Here is a 20,323-nt window from a genome sequence, read left to right as displayed (position 1 = left end):
CGCCCGTCATGAGTGGACGGGCGGGACGCCCATCCCACTTTCAAGAGTGGAAGTTATTTAATTCTCATTCCTTAGCAATTACCCCTTCCCAAATTTATTTAAGATAGCGAACCAAATACATATCCAACTCCCCTTTATTTTTAGCATAAATTTTGCCTCGGTATTCGCATTCAAAAAAATCTCTAACTAATTCAAACGTGTCGTGAGAGATATTGATATTTCCAGGGACACCGGAAGATTCCATCCGAGATGCAGTATTAACTGTATCTCCCCAGACATCATAGGAAAACTTTTTATTGCCAATTACCCCAGCCAGTATTGGGCCTGAATGAATGCCAATGCGGATATCCCAATAAGCAATGTTTTGTTGAGATTTCTGTATTTTTCGCAAATCCATGAACTGTCGAATTTCTAGGGCAGCAAGTACAGCGTCAAAAGCGTGTGTTGGGCGAGGCGTAGGGATTCCGGCCGCGCACATATAGCTGTCACCAATAGTCTTCAGTTTTTCCATAGAGTATTTATCCATCACGCGATCGAAATAAGAAAAACAATAGTCTAGTTCGTCAACTAATTCTCGCGGCGTCATTTTTTCAGATAACTGAGTAAAGCCTTTAAAGTCAGTAAATAAAACCGATACGTTATCATAATAAAGTGGTTCCACTTTGCCGTTATTTTTGAGTTCCTCAGCAATCTCAACCGGGAGCACATTCAACAGTAGCCGATCGGATTTGTGCTTTTCGGCATCGAGTTCGGAATACAGCCTATTTATTTCTTTAAAACGTTCAGCATTGCGGATGGCTGAGGATAGTTGCAAAGCCAAAAGATAGCCAATTCGCAAGTCTTCTTGAGTGTAAGCTCGCGGCTTGGTTGTGGCAAAATTAATGGTTCCTAAAACCTTACCTTCGCTTTCCAAAGGAAGGATTATTTGCGAAGCGTAGGGGGATAAAATAGCAGTAGCACCCGCTTCTTGAATTAATTGAGGTTGACGTGTGTTGAAGGCCTTGTGAATAGGGCCGCCCTCTGGGAGGGCTGCAATATCTACAGGAATATGCGGGCCAAATAAAGTCATGCAAGCATTAGTGCTGTGCAGGCAAACGCTACAGTGTTCAAAGTCGAGCAACCATTTGGCTTGCTTGCCTACTACCCGCAAAATCTGGCCCAGATCGAGGGTGCGGTTAATGGCTGTGGCAACTTCGTTAACGGCGGAAATGCGGATGGAAAGGGCTTGAGCTTCTGCTAACAAACGGCGGGCTGTCAACAGAAGTTCTTCTCGATCTTGATCTTCTAGCCGATCGCCCATAATAGGGGTATACAATGTAGATTACAAAGCATCTATTTCCAGGGCTATTGCATCCGTATATCGGTTGACAAAGCTAAACAAGTCTGCTGTCGCAATAATCTCAAATATTTCAGAATCATCTAGCCCTAAATCCCGCAGGTTTTGGTAATCAGTTTCTGTCACTTCCAGGGGTTTTGTAGCAGCCAGCAAGCCAAAGGTAATTACGGCTTTATCGCGTTTTGGCAAAGGGCAGTTGGCAAAGTCAGAAACTAGGGTTCGCAGTAGTTCTTCGCTCATCCCCAACGCTGACAATCCGTGCAGGTGAACTTGGAGAGCGTACTCGCTATTATTTGATTGGGAAATAGCGACGCCGACCATTTCTTTAAGCGTGCGCGGTAAGTCTCCTTGCAGAATGGTTCCCCGGAATTTTTTCCAATTTGCTTCTAATAGGTCAGGGTTAATTGCCATTGACTTGAACAGGTTGGGGACGATGCCAAACCCCAAGTCGGTCAAGATTTCTTCGTACACTGCTTTGGCTTTAGGATCTGTAAGTTGCTCGTATTCTATAAGTGGAAAGTGTGTCATTGTTGTGTTTGATTTTACGGCAGTTAATGGGGGTTGGAATTTACGTTTTTGTTATGTAACGCCACTCAAAGGTCGATCTTACGACCGATCTTGGCTTTAGTCGGATTGATGATAAAATGCACCGCTGTCAGCAAACCGCGAATCATGAAAATGAGCTAGCAACAAATCTGATTATTGAGGCTGGATTAAACCTGTAATTATAGCAGTAACCGGAGCCCATAAAATTCTGTTGCGATCGGGTTTTACGGGTAATTTTAGATTCTCCCAATGGTTGTTGTCAAGTATCGGCAATTCATCTGGCGCGACGGCGTGAAATCTTACCACAACTCTTGAATTAGAGATTGCTGTTCGGTTCGCTAATTTTTAGGTAAAAAACACTGTTCGATCTCACATCTTGCACCATTGTCAAGAACAAGCAAGATGCCTGTTCCACAAAGAGTGAATTTTCTTGTGGAACAGGCATCTTGCCTGTTCCTAAAAAGCTTATTGAGAATGGTGCAACATCTCAGTTCGATCGCTCAATCGCACTTCACAAATGGCTACAATCTTATACTCCGTCGGGCGCACAGGGGAAAAAACAAAATGCAGTGCGATCGACTTTATTGAATTAATCAGACGCTCGATCGACAACCCATACCCCAGATAAGCTAGGCTAACGCCTGCGACTGGAGTTATTATGGGTAAACTGTAAACTTCTATCATTGTCGCTGCATTTGCTATGAACCCTGCCCTGACTCAATTTGGCGCTCAGATGTCCCACCTCACGGGAGTTCGGGCAATTATGAAAGATATTATTGAAACTCTCAGAGCCGGCAGCGGGCAGGAGTTTATCAATTTGAGCGCCGGAAATCCGGTGATTTTACCGGAAGTCGAGCAGTTGTGGCGCGACTGCACTGCGGAACTTTTGGCTAGCCCAGAATACGGCGAGGTGGTTTGTCGCTACGGTTCCAGTCAAGGTTATCAGCCGTTTATCAATGCGGTATTGGCGGATTTTAATCAGCGTTACGGACTGAATTTGACCGATCGCAATATTCTAATTACTCCCGGAAGTCAATCGATTTACTTCTACGCAGCCAACGCTTTCGGCGGCTACACTACCAGCAAACAGCTTAAAAATATTGTTTTACCGTTGAGCCCAGACTACACGGGTTACGGCGGCGTTAGCTTGATTCCCGAAGCGGTAGTCGCTTGCAAACCCACCCTCGATATTGATGCAGCCGCCCACAGGTTCAAATACCGCCCGGATTTCAGCCAATTGTCGATCGACCAAACCACCGGTTGCGTCATTTTTTCCCGTCCCTGCAACCCCACCGGCAACGTTCTCAGCGACGACGAAGTTAAGAAAATTGCCGATTTAGCGGCCGCTTTTGACGCACCGGTGTTCGTGGATTCTGCCTACGGCCCTCCCTTCCCGTCCTTGAATTTTACCGAAATGACGCCGATTTTTGGCGGCAATATAGTGCACTGTATGAGTTTGTCGAAAGCCGGATTGCCGGGAGAAAGAATCGGAATTGCGATCGGCGATGAAAAAATCATTCAAATATTAGAATGTTTTCAGACCAATATGTGCATTCATTCGCCAAGATACGGACAGGCGATCGCAACTCGTGCCATTGCTTCGGGTGCTCTTGCCGATATTTCCATCAACGTAATTCGGCCGTACTATCAAAGCAAATTTGCGATCGTAGAAAGCACTCTAGAACAAGCAATGCCGAAGGATTTGCCGTGGTTTTTGCACCGGGGCGAAGGAGCAATTTTCGCATGGTTATGGCTGAAAGATTTGCCAATGACTGATTGGGAACTGTATCAAGAGTTGAAAAAAGTCGGCGTAATTGTCGTGCCGGGAAGTTCTTTCTTCCCTGGTTTGCGACAAGATTGGCAGCACAAACATGAGTGTTTACGCATCAGTTTGACTGCAACAAATGATGAGATTGAAACTGCTATGAAACGCTTGGCTCAAATGGTAGAAAAGGTTTATCCGTCAGCAGTAAGTAGTTAGTGTTATTGGTTGGTTGTTAGTTGTTATATCAAGTCCGGTTGCACCGGACTTGTATAGTGGGCTGATTTCACCTATTCATATACTCCAAAGTTCATAAAATGCTTTATGAGCCATTGATTTAGCTCTATTAATTATTTCTGTTTCAGTCCACTGATTGGCATTTAATAAATCCGAATCAATAGGATAACCTTTGTTACGTAAAATATTAATTTTCTGTGGAAAATCTAAATTTTTTAACTCTTCACTATTGGTTTTTCTATCTACGAGTATTAAATTACCTATACTTCCCACTACATCTTCATTACATTCTTTAGACTGTGGTAGTATATGCTCGATGCTGGTAAATTCATAATCTATAGGTAAGCCATTAATATTTTTTCCCATGAAGCGACTTAGTATATAAGTAATAACTTTCCTATTTCTAGTTTTGCTTTTGGTATAAATAAGTTTGGTAAATTCTATTTCAAATTCTTCAAACTCAGCTAGCTTAGATTTAAGACTTGTACTTAAAGATGAAAATATGGACTGAATTTTGTCATGGTTATTAGTTTGAGTAAGATCTCTAGCATTTTTATAATAGATACTGGATATTGAGCCGGAGGAATGTTGAGAAGTTATTTTATTAAAAATGAAATGAAATGATTCAATCTTCCTGAGAATTTTCAATAAAGCTCTCAGTGTTAGATTCTGCTCTCTATATGCTCTAATAAGGGATAGAACCATTGGCATTTGTTGCTTAACACTCAATATATTGAATGCTTCCAAACACTCTTTCAGGTCATTTTCTTCTGGAGTCCATGAATAATTATTTGGGCTTCTTATAGAAGCATAGTAATCAGCGTTTTGTTGAAATTCAATTAACAATGAAAAAGCTGCATCGGAATTAGGAATATGTTTTTTTATTTCACCGAATAACTTTTGTTCAGTAGTATCTGCATATTTGGAAAGCCAATGGTGGTGTAAAAATGATGTCATTGCATTTTCTATGCCATAGTCATCAAACTTGTCCAATATGTTGTTCCAGATAATTTTAGCGTTATCTAATGTTTTATTGGAAGACTGAACTTTTTTGAGGAATAGATTCTTAACTAAATCAGGTGTAGTTAGATCTTTACCTCTAGTATTTAGTGTTTCAAAAATTAAGTAAGCATCATCTTCATTATCTAATTGAATAAAAACCAGCTTCAGTGATAGAATTTTATTTCTTATGGTTTTGAGGCGATCTATTATAGCAAGCCTACTTTCATCCAATAACTCAATTTTGGCATTGTTTTCTTTCCATCCTGGAATAAAGGAAGAAAGCTTTTTGTTTATTAATTCAAAGGCATTTTTAAGTTTCAACTCTTCATGTCCTACTTTACAATTAACCTTTGCTCCTTCAAAGCTTTGGATATGAGCTTGTAAATATGGAAACGAAGTTTCAGAGTTAAGGATAAATTCCTTTACATTATCTATAGTTGGTTTTTCAATATAATTATGAACGCCTATGGAGAGGTTTTCGTCACCAAGTATACGAAAAGCATTTCGTATAGCAGCGAGCATTAATGTAATGGTTGTTAATCTCTGTTGCCCATCTACTATTCCAAAATATGGTTTTTCTGTTTGATAGACAACCATCGAGCCAATAAAATATTGATCGTTATCTTCAATAACAACATCATCCCAAAAATTGTTTACTTCCTCTTCACTCCAAGAATAAGGCCTTTGAAATCTTGGTATTTTGAAATAACCCAGAGAAAAAATATCTCGAACTTCTTTATCATTTGCCTCGATTTTCATGAGCGTTTTTTATTGAAATTGTACTACATAATTCCGATGCCACCGGATTTGATATCCACTACACCCCCACTATACCAGTTTAATAGCACCGGACTTGATATGAGTTGTTAGTTGTCATAACAAATGCCCAATGCCCAATGCCCCATGCCCCATGCCCAATGCCCCATGCCCAATTACCAAATTAAACGACCCGATAAACAAAACTCAGAGTTGCCCAAACATTCACATCCAAAGCCAAATCGTCCGTCGATATCCCCGCTTTCTGCACCCCCGGAATGCTAGCGGCGTGCAAATCTTCGAGTACCGCCCGCGCCACATTTAAAGGATTCAACAACACTCGAATTGGCAGGGAATCCCTCGTTTGCTGGGTTTCGGCTTCTATTGCAGCTAGAGTTTGAGCGAAGGGAGTCTCACTAAATATAATCATAATTTCCGCAAGTCCGATCGACCCAGATACCGCCCACCCGCTCCCCCCAGCCGCCGGCACCGTCAAATTCTCCCCAGGAGCGATCGCCCGCGACATTCCCCCCACAGCGTCTTTGCCCTCAGCGCCGAGCACTGAAAGCCGTCCTGCGCTATCCGAGCCAAACACCGCAAAGTAAACCGGGCGATCGCTGTCGTTATACAATCTGCACTGAATTCGGCTGCTGTTGCTCACACTTAATATATGATCGCGGGCGGATTTCTCACTTTCTCCGCTCAGCGGTTCCAGCCGATAATCACCGCCGGCCCGCACCGGCTCTCGCTGCGCCACAGCCCGCGCTTGCGGTGCGGTAGTTGCCAGAACCGCCCGCACCTTCAGGCGCGAAGACCCCTCATTGGCTGTCAGCCGCAGCAACTTCCCAGCGTGCAGCGCTTTCAACTGCGGAGTCAAGCGCTGCACCGCCACCTTAACTGCTTCTCCCCCGTCGCCCTCAGTATCGGGAATCAGCGTTTGAGCCAAAGAAAACAAACCGTAACGGCTGGGATACAAAGCAGGCTCGTGAGCCGAAGAAGTTTCGGCTAAAGTCGTTTCCGGGACTCTGCCGAACCGACAGTCAGCCAATTGCTCGCTGGCTACCGCCGAAACTTGCGGCACAGTCGCAAAGGCGCTGGTAGCGTCCACCCGCTCGATGCGTTCCAAACCCGAGTCCAAAGCTACTGTCAAACCGATGTTTCGCGGCAAAACCCGAATTTCTTCCCTCACCACTTCGCCGACTGTTAATTGGCCGTCTGTTTGAGCAGACCCATCTAAAACTTGGGCTTTAGCAGAGAGGCCCGTGCGTCCCCGCAGCAACAGCCTCGCGCCCTCGGAAGAATCCACAGCAAACACAGAACCCCCGGAGCACTCCAAAACCGAGGGCGACAACCCCCCCAGCCACAACTGCACAGTTTTGCCCCCCTCTTCCACCGCCGTCACAGCGCCGTCAGATGCAGGGGAATTGAAGATTAAATTTGAAAAATTCACCGCCGGCGCGATTGTTAAATCGTGATTGAGAATTTGCGGTTGCTGCGATAACCCCGCCAGCTTGCTGTAAACATTGCCCGCAGCGCGACTGAAACTGACGCTGAAGCTGCTAGCGGGAGTTGCCCACCACAAAGTTTGGGTGAGGGCGTAGGTAAACAAACCTGCGGTAAATCCGTCCCACTCTTGTTCGGCGGCGAGTTGGGAATTCGCGCCTGCGGCAACTACGGCGGCGGCAGGACGAAGATTTTTGCGGGTTCGGAGGCCTTGGGCAAACGTTAATTCTGCGAGGCGAGGCTGGCCGATGGTGGGGCGGGGGCGGGAGCGAATGCGAAAGTTACCGTTTTTGGAGAAACCCGGATAGGGGTAGCTGGTGTCGAGGATGGCGATCGCATTTTCTGTCGCGAGCGATCGCATCAACAGCAACAGCGTTTCCTCTAAAATATCGTTCACCGCCCGGTTGGCTAACAACGGCAAAACATCATCCGCCGGCACCAAACTGTTTTGGATTTTTCCGGGAGACTCGCCCAAACTGACTCGGCTACCGCAGCCACTAAAGTGAAAAACTACCACGTCACCGGGTTTTGCTTGTTGAGTCAAGTGAGTCACAAAAGCCGTCTCGATATTCTCCCTCGTAGCTTGAGCGTCAGTCAAAGTCAAAATGTCCGACGGCACAAACCCAAACCGATATATCAGCAGTTCCCGCTGCATTTCCACATCCGTGACGCAGCCGTGCAGGGGCGAGTCTGGATATTTGTCAACGCCCACCAACAAAGCCAATTTCCTGGCTGTCGGTTGCGCTAAGGCTTGGAGGTAGCCATCGCCCAACTGCAGCCACAGGGCCTCGCTGATTCCGATGGCGGCCAGCACCCGGCCAGCTTGCTGCAAAAATTCCCGCCGCTTGAGTCCCATTTTTAAATAGCTTTGAATTTTAAGTTGTGACTTTTTAGTTAAATTCCCCGCAATAATTTTAGGGAATTTAATTAAGTTGTGAGTGTTTAGTATTAAGATAAGTTTTAAGTTTTAAGTTTTGAGCTTTAAGTTTAAAATTATAAAATTTTAACTCAAAACTCAAAATTCAAAACTCTTCAGAATGTCGCCCCCACCAAAGTTCAAGATTTAAATCTCGTAACTAAAAATATTCATTGCCTTGGCTAATTCAGCAGCGACTTCCGGCCGGGAAAACTGGGGCGGCGGCAATTTTCCAGCGCGCAGCATTTCCCGCACTTTGGTTCCCGACAAATGCACCCGTTGTTCGGGAGTGCTGGGGCTTGTTTTAGTTGTAGCCATTTGTTCCGTCAGTGTGCAATAGAAAGCGTGCTCGAATTTCATCGGCACAATTCCCAATTCTCCCGGCTCAAATTCGTCAAAAATATATTGGGCATCATAAGTCCCGTAATAATCGCCAACTCCAGCGTGATCGCGCCCCACGATAAAGTGAGTGCAGCCGTAGTTTTTGCGGATTAAAGCATGAAAAATTGCTTCTCGCGGCCCGGCGTAGCGCATCGCCGCCGGATTAATTGCCAAAATTACGCGATCTTTTGGATAGTATTTTTCTAGCAGAATTTCGTAGCAGCGCATCCGCACATCAGCCGGGATGTCGTCTTCTTTTGTCGTCCCGACTAGCGGGTGCAAGAACAAGCCGTCTACTGTTTCTAAGGCGCATTTTTGAATGTATTCGTGGGCCCGGTGGATGGGGTTTCGGGTTTGGAAACCGACTATGGTTTTCCATCCTTTTTCTGTGAACAGCATTCTCGATTTCGCCGGGTCAATTTGGTATTGGGGGAAGCGAACATCTAGTTCGCGTTCCAGCAGCCAAATGTCGCCTGCGAGGTTAACGGGCCCGGATTTGTCTACTACTTGGACGCCTGGGTGTTTGATGTCGTCGGTGCGGTAGACGTTGATGGCTTCTTCTTCTTTACTGTAGTGATATTTTTCTGCAAGTTCCAAGATGCCGACAAACTCGCCCGCCTGGGTGTCGAGGCGCACTAAAGTTCCTGCTTTCAGGGGGGCGGCGACTTCTTCTGTTACCGAGAGGGTGATGGGAACCGACCACGGAAGGCCGTTGGAGAGGCGCATTTGTTTAACGACCGATCGATAATCAGCTTCGTTCATGAACCCTTTGAGGGGACTCAGGGCGCCGATAGCGATCATTTGCAGGTCGGAGATCGATCGATCCGACAACTGGACTCGCGGCAGGGACTCTGCTTTGTCGAAAAATTCTTGTCTTTGGTCTAGTGTGGCAATGCGGTTGACCAGGGTGCCGCCGTGAGGGGCAATGCGGTCTGAATGCTGGCTCATGTCGATTTGAAGTTGTGGGTTTTAGCTGCCAGAGTACATAGTATCAAGCGGTGGCTGCAATTCTACATTTTTTAATTGTTCTGGACTTGTGCACAACGCTGCTTTTGTGGCGCTGTAATTCTTTAACTGTAAACTCGCGCACTCAAAACTCTAAACTTTCGCCTCAAGTCTGGACTTGAAATTCTTCGGGATCTATTCCCCAATTTACCCAGCTAATCGCTTCTTTAGCGGAGCACACTTTTGGCGGCACTCGCAAAGCGTGAAGGTGTCCCGTACTCGGACAAGTCATCTTTAACAAATAAATTGGCTCTATGTCAATATTATTCTCAATTTTCAACAAAGTATATTCTTGGTAGGGGTAGCCCCCCGTGGCTACCCACTTATCCAATTCAGTTGCTTGCAATTCTTGACAAATTTTCGGATAGCCGATCGCCTGAATCAAAACTCGCCGCACTTCGGCATTCTGTTCTTTTAACAGCCATGAAGCTTGCCAAGATTGGGGCGGAATTTGACCGATTATTTCCGGCAGTCGGACGCCACGATAAGAGTATAGACTGAACTTGTCAGCAAATTCAACCGCTGGTTGACATAAAGCGTGGAGCAAATATTCGTTGTCAAAATGAAGTTGGATCGAGCGATCGCACACAAAGCACATTTTCTCAAACGGGTAAATCCAGCCGCAGTTTTCCATCTGAAATCTCCCGCCCAACTTCCTTGCTAATTTGACGTAAACTTCGTCTTTAACATGAAGGTGCAGTTGATTCATCAGTTGAGCGTACAGCGGATTATAGAGTTGGCTGTAAATCTTATTTTCTAATTTCCTGTCCAGTTGACTTCTTAATATATCGTACAATTCATTATGAATTTTGTTTCTGATTTCGCTGGCCATTCCCAGACCAGAATCGCGTATCCTTAGCGGTTCAACTGCTTGCAAAGCTATGTAAGGGCTGTCAATCGATTTTAGATTTTAGATTTTAGATTTTAGATTTTAGAGGCGATTCCACGGATAAATGCGGGGGCTTGAGGATTTTCGATTTTCGATTTTGGATTGATTCCCTTGTAGGCGGTGTTGATGGCCGCTGTCGCTTGCGGGCGATCGATCTGTGCGATCGAAAGTCCAATTTGTCGCCACTGCTCGCGATAAATCGGAATTAGCGCTGTTTTTTCTGGAGTCATTGCGATTATTGGTACAGCTATATTAAATGAATTCCGGTTGTATTGGAATGATTAAACCGCAGAGGGCGCAGAGAATACAGAGAAACGGAAGAGACAGATGAATCATTCCGATGCCAACGGATTTGATATTATTTGATTTTCGGTAATTTTTTTCGCTCTCGCCTCTGGGAAAAAAATATTATTAAGTTGGTAATAACCAGGGATTTTTCCTATAAACCTATTTTATTAGATTCGTCAACTTATTGGTATAAATTAACGATTGTTTGCAAAACACCTAAAATCATAGAAACATTATCTAGACAATAAACATCAACATCAATAATTAAATTATTTCCTTCTAATTTAAGAAACCGCCAGACAACCCCAGTAGTTACGCAGCCATATATTGCAGGTATGGAACTGTGTTCGCGTTCGTTAAATAGCTGAGCCGCTACCATTTGTGCTGCACACTGTGGCAGACAAGATTCTATTTCTCCGCCTTTAGTTTCTCTCAATACAAAAACCGGAACTTTAATTTCCAAATCAAACGGAACGGAAGACAATAGAAAGTCGCATTCCCCATTCAATCCCCGCTCAGGATCTACATCAAATGACCAACCAGAAAAAAGAGAAAATTGTCTGTTGTTCCTTTCTCTAAATTCTAACAGAATAGGAGAAATAATCCGTTCCGAACGTTCTTTTACAGTTGTAACAGCAGTGTTAGAACTAATTTCGATTGCTCTCCAAAGCCATTCGGAGGGTTCTATTGGAACCACCTTGGCACTCAAAAGAGGACTGAGTGATAGCTCCAATCCAAAGCGCTCTTCTAATTGTTGGAAAGTAAAGGATTTGTAAGACATATTTCTCTAATCAGTCGGTGAAAATAAAGATTACTTCGAGATAGAAAGCGAGTCGATAAATTCTAAACTCGCTTGTATAGCAACCCTTGCAGGATTTTGTCAACCTCTCTTTTCTTCCTTCCTCTCTATTACCTCGAACTTCGACATCGATCCGTTAGTTAAATCCGTCGAGCGAATCCGTTGCCGAACTTCCCTCTTCCTGCTAAACATTTAACCACTCAAGGAGTACCCTGGGCGCCGGCAACAAAATCATTAACAAAAGCCCGATCGCCATTAGCCCCAAAAAATCCCGCCGATCGTCCAATTCACTGACATCATTCAACGCCGGTTCGTCGTTTAGCGGCGTGAAAAACAAAATAATCGCCCACAGCAGCAAACCCTGTTCCAAAAAAGAAAGCAGCAGCATACAAAGTCTAGCAACTTGCCCGATCGCCATACTCGCTCGCTGGCCGAACATCGCGTGTACAATGTGCCCGCCGTCGAGTTGTCCCACCGGCATCAAATTAAACGCCGTCACGATCAAACCCAAATAACCCGCCACCGCTACCGGATGCAAATCGATCGCAGTTTCCGCATTGAAAGCACCACCCAAGGTTAACTTGCTCAACAAAGTCATCAGCAGCGAAAAACTGGGTTTGAAAGAGTCAAAATTTAACATTCCCGACTTGTCTGACAGCGGTACAATAGTCGAATGATTCAAACCCCAAATTAATAATGGCACTGTCGCCACTAAACCCGCCAGGGGGCCGGCAATGCTAACATCAAATAAAGCTCGGCGGTTGGGAATGGGACTCCGTATTTGAATGAAGGCGCCAAAAGTTCCCAAGAAAAAAGGAATCGGAATAAAATAAGGCAAAGTCGTGCGAATTTTGTAAAATCGGGCCGCTAAATAGTGGCCGGATTCGTGAATTCCCAAAAATGTAATTAGAGCCAGCGAGTAAGCCAAACCCTGCAGCAACATTGATGGGTTAGACTGCAAAGCTTGTTCACTAACTCCGGCAAGTCGCGTCCCGACAAGTGTAGTCGTAAACACCGTGATCAGCAGCAAAGCTAATGCAAAAAATGGCCTGGTTACAGATTCGGTTTTGACAGGAGTTTCGCCTGATTGGTGGCTGGGATTGGGAACTATAGCAAAAAAAGGTTGACCGCTCAAGCTGTTTTGAAATACTACTAAAAAGCGATCGCCAAACAGCCTCTCCACATTCTCCCGAATTGCCTCATAAGCCGCCTCCGGGTTCGTCCGCAACTGTCCGCGACAAATTACAGCCTGGGGCCGAAATTCCAAATCTCGCAAAAAGTAAATTGACCAAGGAAAACAATCGCGCAAACTCGCTTCTTCTGCTGCATCGATCGGCCGCACGGGCGGTTTTGGCTTTGCAGGTTCAGTCTCCGAGTCTGCTACCTGCTGTGCAGTTTCGGCGGTAATTTTCTTGCGCCCCAACTGTACCAAAAACCAATACAAAAAAGGGCAAACCAGAAAAGGTATAATTACCAACTCCGGCGGTACAGTTTTGCTCGTGCCGTAAACTAACATCCAACCACCCCAAATCAGCGCGGGCGCCATCATTACCAGCCACAGCAGCCATATCGGAGTCTTGGTGATGCGGCTGGTGCCGTTTTGCAACAAGTAGTAGGATATCAGCCCCAATACGAACAACCATAGTAAAAAGAACATAATATTTATCCCATTCCCTTCTGAAATACTTCCTTGAAACAACAGAGTTCAGTCTCCAAACAACCCAGGCCCGTGCTCGACAATATCCTGGCTTTCCCCCCTAACCGGGATACCCTGGGTGCAACAGCCTATTTCATTGTAGAAAACCAAACTAACATCCTGGTGGATTGTCCCGCTTGGGATGAGATTAACCAAACATTTTTGCGGGAACACGGCGGCGTGCGACTGCTGTTTCTCACCCACCGTGGCGCTATCGCCAAGGCGCGGGAGATTCAGGAAGCCACGGGGTGCGAGATCCTGATTCAAGAGCAGGAAGCTTATTTACTGCCGGGTTTGAAGGTGACGGTTTTTGAGCGAGAATTTGTTGTGAGCGATCGAATCAAAGCATTTTGGACTCCTGGCCATTCTCCTGGTTCCTCTTGCCTTTATCATAGTGGCAGCGGTGGAGTGCTGTTTTCGGGTAGGCACTTGCTCCCCAACCGAGAAGCCGCCCCAGTACCGCTGTTGACGGCAAAAACTTTTCACTGGCCTAGGCAAATTAACAGCGTGAAGTCAATTATCGATCGATTTTCGCCGGAAACTTTACAATATATTTGCCCCGGTGCAAATACTGGTTTTTTGCGGGGAAAAGGATCGATCGATCGAGCTTTTGAGAAATTAGCCAATCTGGATTTAGCTGTTTGTTTGCAGTCAAAACCTGAACCCTAAATGTATGCTACAACATCAAAAAATGATCTGACGCGCTAATTAAGCTGTCGCGCATTTAAATTGTATATTCAGGGCGGGCGGGACGCCCACCCACAAGATTTTTTTTTGACAGACAATTTAAATGCCGCAACAGCTTATAGCGGTAAGGTGCGCCCTTCGCACCCTACATTATTTTTCAGTCTCTTAGAGATGAAGTTCGTTGGTGAAGTAGCGGTTGAAACCGCCGATTCTTACCGTGGAAAAAACTGTGGAAAAAACCGAAAAACAAAAAATGCTCGCCGGTGAATTGTATTTAGCTGCTGATGAGCAATTAATTTTAGAGCGCCAGCGAGCCCGCCGCCTCGCCAGAACTTACAATTCTACCGGCGAAGACGAACCAGACAAACGGTTAGAAATTCTCGCAGAATGGTTCGGTGCAGTTGGCCCAAAAGTTGAAATCGAGCCACCTTTCTACTGCGACTACGGCAGTAATATTTATGCGGGAAACGGATTGTACATGAATTTTGGTTGCGTGATTCTCGACTGCAATCGAGTTAACATTGGCGAGAATTTGCTGTGCGGGCCAAATGTACAAATTTACACCGCTTTTCACCCCACAGACCCGGAAATTAGACTTTCTGGCCGGGAAATCGCCGCTGAAATTAATATTGGCAATAATGTTTGGATTGGCGGCGGCAGTATTATTTGTCCAGGAGTCACTATTGGCGACAATAGCACGATCGGCGCAGGCAGTGTTGTTGTCAAAAATATTCCCGCAAACGTCGTGGCGGCGGGGAATCCTTGCCGAATCATCCGGCATCTACCTTGATGTGGTACGATCGACACAATCGTGCGATCGGCTCCTTGGAGCTTAACCAAAAATTTTAGCTATTAGAACCGCCGGTTTGAGATTTTTAACGTAAAATCCCCGAAAAAAATCGTGGAATAAATCTCAAATCTCAAATCTAAAATCGCTTAATTTCTCGTTTCCGGTTTCCACACTACCAAGCTTTTCTTATGACGACTGCAACAGTTTATCCCAACGCTCCCGATCTCTGCACCGACGACTACATAGCAGTCGGTGTAGCTACCTGCTTCATCAAAGAAGAAGGCGAAGTTTTTGAAGTGCAAGTAATAGAAGCTATTCCCTCAGCAGCTTTAGAAGCAATTTTGAAGGGAATTCCCACATCCTATTTAATGATTTGCGGGACGACTTTGGGAGCAGTGCTCGACGGCGAAACACCCAAAATGTTGCCAGAATTCCCGACATCATCTCAGTTTAGTGAAGAATTTGGCTTTCGGGCGATCGCTGCTGCCCGCACTTACAAAATCCGCCCCCAAGCTCAACTTCACATTCCCTTGGGAACAGTTCGCAACGACTTTACTTATTCCTTAGAACGCAAAAGGGTGCTCAACTCCGAGCGCGTCATTCGCACTGAAGATAATGTGAAACAGCACGAACACACTCACAAGGTTCTTTAAACAAATCCCGCAACTGGGGCAATTTAACAGTGCCTCAGCCAGCGGATGCACCGCAAAAAGTTTTGATTTTTGAGATGTAAATAAAATATTTAACAAGTTTTTCCTTCATTAATAATGAACGAAAAATTTTCAATATTTCGTTATCAAGCAATAGTGCTGACAGTTTTTGATGACAACCGTAGAATAAGGGTTTTAAGGCGATTCAGCAATCGAACTATCAACTGAAAATCTAGGGTTTCAGACTACGAAGTAAAAACAGTCAGGACTTTTGATTAAGACACACACCAAGCATCTCAACCTAAAAAGTCTACTTCTCACATCACCTAAATAACATCAATTATTAACGCCTGTCAAAAAGAATTAAGTAGTTGATGATTTTTTTTATTTTGTCAAAGAAGTGGTATAATATTATTCCTGTTTAACAAAGTGATATCAAATCGAGTAGCATCAGAATTAATATTACCCACCGCTTTCGACACGGCAGTGCCGTGTCCTTACAATTAATCTGGGTAGGGAAACGGCACGGCCGTGTCCTTTATATCATAAGGAGTGTAACCGCAAACGATAGGAGCCGCTCGGCGGGAAAAAATTAAAAAATCCCCGCAATTATTGAATGCTAGTAGTTTAAGACTACTGGCAGGCGGGCGAGTAGATCGTAGGTGAGCTAAAGATTTCAATCTCACAAATTGGTCAAACCATGCGAAGCTTTGCGAGAGTAAAGTGGTGGAAATTAACTAGACTATTGCCAGCGGGATTAAAGGGCGAATACCTTCTTGGGTACCAAACTGCGCTCTTAATTTTGGGCGTAACAATTCTGGCAGCTAGCATCACTGGTTGTATGAGCTATCAAAGCGTTAGTCGCTTGATTATCACAAATTTAGAGCGAAATGCTTTGTTAGAAGTTAGGGAGCGGGCCAACAAGATCGATCGCTGGCTCGGCACTAGAAAGGCTGAGATCGAAGTCCTCGCCAATACTGCTCCCGTTCGTTCGATGAATTGGTCAGTGGCAGAGCCTTATTTAAAATCGGAAGTAAATCGACTACAAAAATTCCAATACTTCACATTAATTGATCCTGACGGTTCTTATTTCACCACAAAAGTCGGCAGAGCGTTGATTAATGTCAGCGACCGCGCACACTTCAAAAAGGCAATGGCTGGGGAAGTCTATGTTTCCGATCCTACCATTTCTCGCACGCTCAAAGGACAAAGTATTGTTCCCATTTCGGCTCCTGTGTGGTCAAATTCAGCAAATTCTATTGATAAAACAACCGAAAAGCCGATCGGCGTAATGAACGGCGTCATTAGCATGGCTCGAATTGCCCAAGTAGTAAGAAAGCTGGAATATGGCCCCGGAACTTACGCTTTTGTTCTCAATTCTCAAGGAGTGCCGATTGTGCATCCCGACGCTCGATTAATCGGAAATATCGACAATTCGGCTCCCAGTCTTTTAGAGTCTGCAGATGCTAATTTGGCAAATGTAGCGCGGGAGATGGTTTATCAAAAAACTGGCATTGTGCTGACTCAAATTAACGACGCCAGAGTTTATGTTGCCTATCTTCCTTTAGAACAAGCTGAATGGTCGATCGCCCTCGTAATTCCCCGCGACAATCTCGAAAAAGAACTCCTTCCTTTCAAGATACTAGCAGTAGCCGCCGGCGTACTTGCAGCAGCAGCTATTTTCTGTGCAATTGTGGCGCTCAAGCTGTTTGCCCTAAATGGCATTCGCAGTCGCACAGAAGCCCTTCTCCACCGCTTGACTGGCCGCATTCGCGCTTGCTTGGGCCTCGATCGCATCCTCCAAACTACAGTAGACGAACTCGGTACTTTACTGAAGCTCGATCGAGCAATTTTCGCCTGGTACGATCCCCGACAAGATACTTTAGAATTTAGCTGGGAATATTGCCGGGAAGGTTTGCCGGGGCGCTTGGGAATCTTTGGTGTTCCAGGAGGGCCCTCTGGAGATTTAGCTGCACGGCTTCACCGCTGCGAAACGATACTGCTACATAAAACCGCCGCCCCTGATGCCACAGCGTCTGAGGAACACGCCCATATCGAACTTACAAATAGTCACTACGCAGCAGTACCCGTACTAACCGAGAATCATCGGCTTGGATATCTGTTCGCCTGTGCAAACCGCCGATTTGCGAGTCCCGACGAGGTGCAAGTTTTGGAAGCAATTGCCGACTCGCTGGCGATCGCAATTTCCCAATCCCAACTCCACGGGCAAATTCAAGAAGAACTCAAACTTTTGGAAGAAGTATTAGCCAAACTCAGAATCACCGAAGAGCATTTAGTACAAAGCGAAAAAATTACAATGGTGGGTCAACTAGCCGCCGAAGTTGCCCAGGAAATCAATAACCCAATTAACTTTATTTACGGTCGCCTGATACACCTCAACGATTATATCAAAGATTTGCTTAGTATAATTCGCCTCTATCGCGAACAATATCCCGAACCTGTGCCGCGAATTGCCAAAAAAATAGAGCGTTGCGACCTAGATTTTATCAGCAAAGAGTTGCCACAAATCCTCAATTTTTTGAAAATAGGAGCCGATGGCATTCGCCAGATAGTCCTAGCTTTGCGAAAATTTTCACTTCCTGACGAAGCCAACAAAGAACACGCCAACGTTAATGAGAGCATCGACAATATTTTGCTGTTGCTGGCTCACAGACTGGAGCAAAAAATATTAGTAGTCAAGGAATACCACAACCTGCCGCCAATTTTGTGTTATCCCGCTCAACTGAGCCAGGTATTCGCGAGTCTGATCTGCCATGCTATAGATGCAGTTAAAAGTATTGAAAACTCGGCTCAAATTATTACTATCAAAACCGATATTTTCGAGGATGATACAGGTAGGTTTATTGTTGTATCGATCGCCCACAATGGTTCAACAATTCCGCCGGAAATTCAACAAATAATATTTGAGGAGTTTGGCCCTACTAAATCCTTTAAAAAATTTACAGGATTGGATCTGTCGGTGTGCTATAAAATTATTGTAGAATTGCACGGTGGCAGGCTGAAAGTTGAATCTCCGGTGCAACCTCAAATTAAATCTCAAACTGGGGGCGGTGCTGAGTTTATGGTAAAATTGCCGATCGTTTGATATCGCATTTTGCCGCCAGGAAAACCCGTCGCAAATCTTGCTAGTAAGCGGCGCGAAAAGCTTAATTTGGCTTCATAGGATCGTCAATTAAATAATTTCCCTTTTTTCTTGTAGGATGGGCGTCCCGCCCGCCCAGAAAGGACGGGCGGGACGCCCATCCCACAACAGTCATGAAAAGTGGATTTTATTTAATTCTCATCCCATAGTCAAGACTTTAGTCGTCATAAAACGGAGGGCTGAAGTCCTCAGTATAGAGCTAACTATCATTTGTTAAGAAAAATTGATAGCCTAGGATTAGGGAAATAATAAAGGTGCAACCACAGCAAACAACCAGCCTCCCATTACCAAGACTTCCGCAACAATTAATAAATTATTTCTGTTCATTTTCACATTAAGCATTTTCACATTAAGAGCGATCGACAAAAGAGCGAATTTTCTTCCACCAAGCAGCAGGCGAATCTTCCGGGCGATAGGCGGCATCAAACATCGACAAAATTAGCGGCAAACCCCCCACCTTCGCACTCATCAACAAGTGCATTGCCAGACAAAATACCAATACCACCCAACCAGAAGCGTGTAAATAATACCAAACCCGCGTCAATTCCCCAGCCGGCAGCCATTCTTCCTTAACCATACTGCCAGAAGCGATCGCCCAAGTCAGTGCTAGCAACATCAATGTATTCACAATCCGGTGCAAACTGTACCACCAAATCGGTTTTCCCAACTGCGTTAGTTTCCCAAAAGAATCCGGCTGCACCAAGCGTTTTTGACCTGCGTGGAAACTGTACAATGCAAAAGCCGGCATTATTCCTAACAGCAACATCTTGCCAAAAGTGCCGTGAATCCCGATAATATCTGCAATTTGAGGCACGGGGACTTTGCCAAACCGCCCATCGTAGGTGTTGTAAACCAGAAATGCGCTCAAAATTGCTAAAAGGGCGATCGCAGCGTTAACCCCGTGCAGTAACCTGAGCAGCAATGGCTGGTAGGGTCTAGATTGCGGCATAGTCAATTCTGCTACTTGATAAATAATCTTTTACACAATACAGCTAACCGCTGATTTTTTCAACCTTCGCCAATTGTGAAATAAATGTGAGTCAAAAATGAATAGATTATGATAAAAACGCACTTATATCAAAATTTAGTGTAAACTAAAACAGTCAAGAGGAACACTTTATTTATAACACCTAACACTTTACAAAAATGGATGCAGCCACTACCATATTACTTTCCTTGGGACTAGCAGCAGATGCTTTTGCTGTCGCTGTTTCGAGCGGTTTAGCAATCAAACACATGAAGGTCAATAAAGCTTTAAAAATTGCCTTATTTTTCGGAGGTTTTCAAGCTTTAATGCCCGTAATAGGATGGCTCATCGGTCTTAGTTTTAGTTTTTTGATAACACCGATCGACCATTGGATAGCTTTTGGGCTTTTGAGTTTCATTGGCGGGAGAATGATTTACGAATCGCTGCAAGGCGAAGAATGCGAGAAAAAGTTCAATCCCTTAGATACTGGGACTTTGATAACGCTGTCGGTGGCGACGAGTATCGATGCCCTCGCAGTTGGCCTCGGATTTGCTGTCCTGAAAGATTCTATTGCTCCTGCGGTGACTGCGATCGGATTTATTACTTTCTTTGTCGTATTTGCTGGCGTGTTTATCGGACACAAGTGCGGCAACTTGTTTGCTAATAAGATTGAGATATTGGGCGGAGCAATTTTGATTTTCATTGGCAGCAGAATCTTGTTTATGCACTTGACAGAAGTGCCATTAGTTATCGGCAATTAGTAATTAGTCAGTAGTCATTAGTCAGTAGTCATTGGTAATGGAATGGGTAATTGGGAAAAAGGTAATTGGCAAAAAGGTAATTGGGAATTTTCCCAAATGACAACTGACAACTGCTTTCCTAACAACTGACAACTGACAACTGACAACTGACAACTGACCAAAAAATGCTATAACAGCAATATTGTGTTA

General features: G+C 44.8%; 16 protein-coding genes and 1 pseudogene. 6 read left to right on the top strand and 11 right to left on the bottom strand.

The genetic code is table 11. From position 1 onward, the window contains the following. Window positions 1-94: 94 nt before the first annotated feature. From QUB39_RS18560 to QUB39_RS18545, 4 genes are all read right to left on the bottom strand, one after another. Window positions 95-1,315 carry an adenylate/guanylate cyclase domain-containing protein gene (locus QUB39_RS18560; RefSeq protein ID WP_333053875.1) on the bottom strand — a complete coding sequence of 407 codons (1,221 nt, stop codon included), beginning with the start codon at window positions 1,313-1,315 and terminating at the stop codon, window positions 95-97. Between the two features lie 6 nt (window positions 1,316-1,321). Next, window positions 1,322-1,864 (bottom strand): peroxidase-related enzyme, encoded by a 543-nt coding sequence (locus QUB39_RS18555; RefSeq protein WP_333053873.1) that lies wholly within the window; start codon window positions 1,862-1,864, stop codon window positions 1,322-1,324. 334 nt (window positions 1,865-2,198) lie between these two features. Continuing rightward, window positions 2,199-2,327: a hypothetical protein gene (locus tag QUB39_RS18550; protein WP_333278758.1), complete on the bottom strand. Its 129-nt coding sequence runs from the start codon at window positions 2,325-2,327 to the stop codon at window positions 2,199-2,201. A gap of 20 nt (window positions 2,328-2,347) precedes the next feature. Continuing rightward, a complete protein-coding gene (locus QUB39_RS18545) occupies window positions 2,348-2,566 on the bottom strand; it encodes a hypothetical protein (protein ID WP_333053871.1) in 219 nt (72 codons plus the stop codon). Between the two features lie 16 nt (window positions 2,567-2,582). Here QUB39_RS18545 and QUB39_RS18540 point away from each other — a divergent pair, with 16 nt between their 5' ends. Further along, window positions 2,583-3,863, top strand: a complete 1,281-nt coding sequence (locus QUB39_RS18540; RefSeq protein ID WP_333053870.1) for a valine--pyruvate transaminase — start codon at window positions 2,583-2,585, stop codon at window positions 3,861-3,863. Between the two features lie 75 nt (window positions 3,864-3,938). Here the strand turns inward: QUB39_RS18540 and QUB39_RS18535 are convergent, their stop codons facing one another. From QUB39_RS18535 to QUB39_RS18505, 6 genes and pseudogenes are all read right to left on the bottom strand, one after another. Next, the gene (locus tag QUB39_RS18535) at window positions 3,939-5,642 is read right to left on the bottom strand and encodes a DUF262 domain-containing HNH endonuclease family protein (RefSeq protein WP_333053868.1); all 1,704 of its coding nucleotides are present in this window, start codon (window positions 5,640-5,642) and stop codon (window positions 3,939-3,941) included. Window positions 5,643-5,823: 181 nt separating this feature from the next. Continuing rightward, a complete protein-coding gene (locus tag QUB39_RS18530) occupies window positions 5,824-7,998 on the bottom strand; it encodes a caspase family protein (protein WP_333053867.1) in 2,175 nt (724 codons plus the stop codon). A gap of 207 nt (window positions 7,999-8,205) precedes the next feature. Next, window positions 8,206-9,387 (bottom strand): sulfate adenylyltransferase, encoded by a 1,182-nt coding sequence (gene sat / locus QUB39_RS18525; protein WP_333053865.1) that lies wholly within the window; start codon window positions 9,385-9,387, stop codon window positions 8,206-8,208. A 163-nt stretch (window positions 9,388-9,550) separates the two neighbouring features. Further along, window positions 9,551-10,572: pseudogene (locus QUB39_RS18520) on the bottom strand (DUF6745 domain-containing protein). A 230-nt stretch (window positions 10,573-10,802) separates the two neighbouring features. After that, window positions 10,803-11,402 (bottom strand): hypothetical protein, encoded by a 600-nt coding sequence (locus QUB39_RS18510; protein WP_333210286.1) that lies wholly within the window; start codon window positions 11,400-11,402, stop codon window positions 10,803-10,805. Between the two features lie 202 nt (window positions 11,403-11,604). Continuing rightward, entirely contained in the window at window positions 11,605-13,077 is a 1,473-nt protein-coding gene (locus tag QUB39_RS18505) for a site-2 protease family protein (protein WP_333053858.1), read from the bottom strand. Between the two features lie 33 nt (window positions 13,078-13,110). Between QUB39_RS18505 and QUB39_RS18500 the strand changes: the two genes are divergently transcribed. The 4 genes from QUB39_RS18500 (at window position 13,111) to QUB39_RS18485 (ending at window position 18,349) form a co-directional block, all read left to right on the top strand. Continuing rightward, window positions 13,111-13,785, top strand: coding sequence for an MBL fold metallo-hydrolase (locus tag QUB39_RS18500; protein WP_333053856.1), 675 nt, complete (start codon window positions 13,111-13,113; stop codon window positions 13,783-13,785). A 247-nt stretch (window positions 13,786-14,032) separates the two neighbouring features. Beyond that, window positions 14,033-14,593: a sugar O-acetyltransferase gene (locus QUB39_RS18495; protein WP_333053855.1), complete on the top strand. Its 561-nt coding sequence runs from the start codon at window positions 14,033-14,035 to the stop codon at window positions 14,591-14,593. 188 nt (window positions 14,594-14,781) lie between these two features. Continuing rightward, complete coding sequence (locus QUB39_RS18490) at window positions 14,782-15,246, top strand: hypothetical protein (protein WP_333053853.1); 465 nt, start codon at window positions 14,782-14,784, stop codon at window positions 15,244-15,246. Between the two features lie 838 nt (window positions 15,247-16,084). After that, complete coding sequence (locus QUB39_RS18485; protein ID WP_333053852.1) at window positions 16,085-18,349, top strand: cache domain-containing protein; 2,265 nt, start codon at window positions 16,085-16,087, stop codon at window positions 18,347-18,349. Between the two features lie 406 nt (window positions 18,350-18,755). Here QUB39_RS18485 and QUB39_RS18480 read toward each other — a convergent pair whose 3' ends face one another. Further along, the gene (locus QUB39_RS18480; RefSeq protein ID WP_333053851.1) at window positions 18,756-19,355 is read right to left on the bottom strand and encodes a cytochrome b/b6 domain-containing protein; all 600 of its coding nucleotides are present in this window, start codon (window positions 19,353-19,355) and stop codon (window positions 18,756-18,758) included. Window positions 19,356-19,552: 197 nt separating this feature from the next. On the opposite strand from QUB39_RS18480, the gene QUB39_RS18475 reads away from it, so the two are divergent. After that, window positions 19,553-20,134, top strand: coding sequence for a manganese efflux pump MntP family protein (locus tag QUB39_RS18475; RefSeq protein ID WP_333264012.1), 582 nt, complete (start codon window positions 19,553-19,555; stop codon window positions 20,132-20,134). Window positions 20,135-20,323 lie beyond the last annotated feature (189 nt).

Origin of the sequence: Microcoleus sp. AT8-B5, from assembly GCF_036705565.1 — a bacterium.
GTDB lineage: Bacteria > Cyanobacteriota > Cyanobacteriia > Cyanobacteriales > Microcoleaceae > Microcoleus.
This window is presented reverse-complemented; position numbering and strand designations above follow the sequence as displayed.

Coding starts and splice junctions, on each gene's coding strand:
- QUB39_RS18480 (WP_333053851.1), bottom strand. CDS start 19,355: ATGCCGCAATCTAGACCCTACCAGCCATTGCTGCTCAGGTTACTGCAC.
- QUB39_RS18485 (WP_333053852.1), top strand. CDS start 16,085: ATGAGCTATCAAAGCGTTAGTCGCTTGATTATCACAAATTTAGAGCGA.
- QUB39_RS18545 (WP_333053871.1), bottom strand. CDS start 2,566: ATGATAGAAGTTTACAGTTTACCCATAATAACTCCAGTCGCAGGCGTT.
- QUB39_RS18505 (WP_333053858.1), bottom strand. CDS start 13,077: ATGTTCTTTTTACTATGGTTGTTCGTATTGGGGCTGATATCCTACTAC.
- QUB39_RS18540 (WP_333053870.1), top strand. CDS start 2,583: ATGAACCCTGCCCTGACTCAATTTGGCGCTCAGATGTCCCACCTCACG.
- QUB39_RS18510 (WP_333210286.1), bottom strand. CDS start 11,402: ATGTCTTACAAATCCTTTACTTTCCAACAATTAGAAGAGCGCTTTGGA.
- QUB39_RS18555 (WP_333053873.1), bottom strand. CDS start 1,864: ATGACACACTTTCCACTTATAGAATACGAGCAACTTACAGATCCTAAA.
- sat (WP_333053865.1), bottom strand. CDS start 9,387: ATGAGCCAGCATTCAGACCGCATTGCCCCTCACGGCGGCACCCTGGTC.
- QUB39_RS18550 (WP_333278758.1), bottom strand. CDS start 2,327: ATGCCTGTTCCACAAGAAAATTCACTCTTTGTGGAACAGGCATCTTGC.
- QUB39_RS18530 (WP_333053867.1), bottom strand. CDS start 7,998: ATGGGACTCAAGCGGCGGGAATTTTTGCAGCAAGCTGGCCGGGTGCTG.
- QUB39_RS18475 (WP_333264012.1), top strand. CDS start 19,553: ATGGATGCAGCCACTACCATATTACTTTCCTTGGGACTAGCAGCAGAT.
- QUB39_RS18535 (WP_333053868.1), bottom strand. CDS start 5,642: ATGAAAATCGAGGCAAATGATAAAGAAGTTCGAGATATTTTTTCTCTG.
- QUB39_RS18490 (WP_333053853.1), top strand. CDS start 14,782: ATGACGACTGCAACAGTTTATCCCAACGCTCCCGATCTCTGCACCGAC.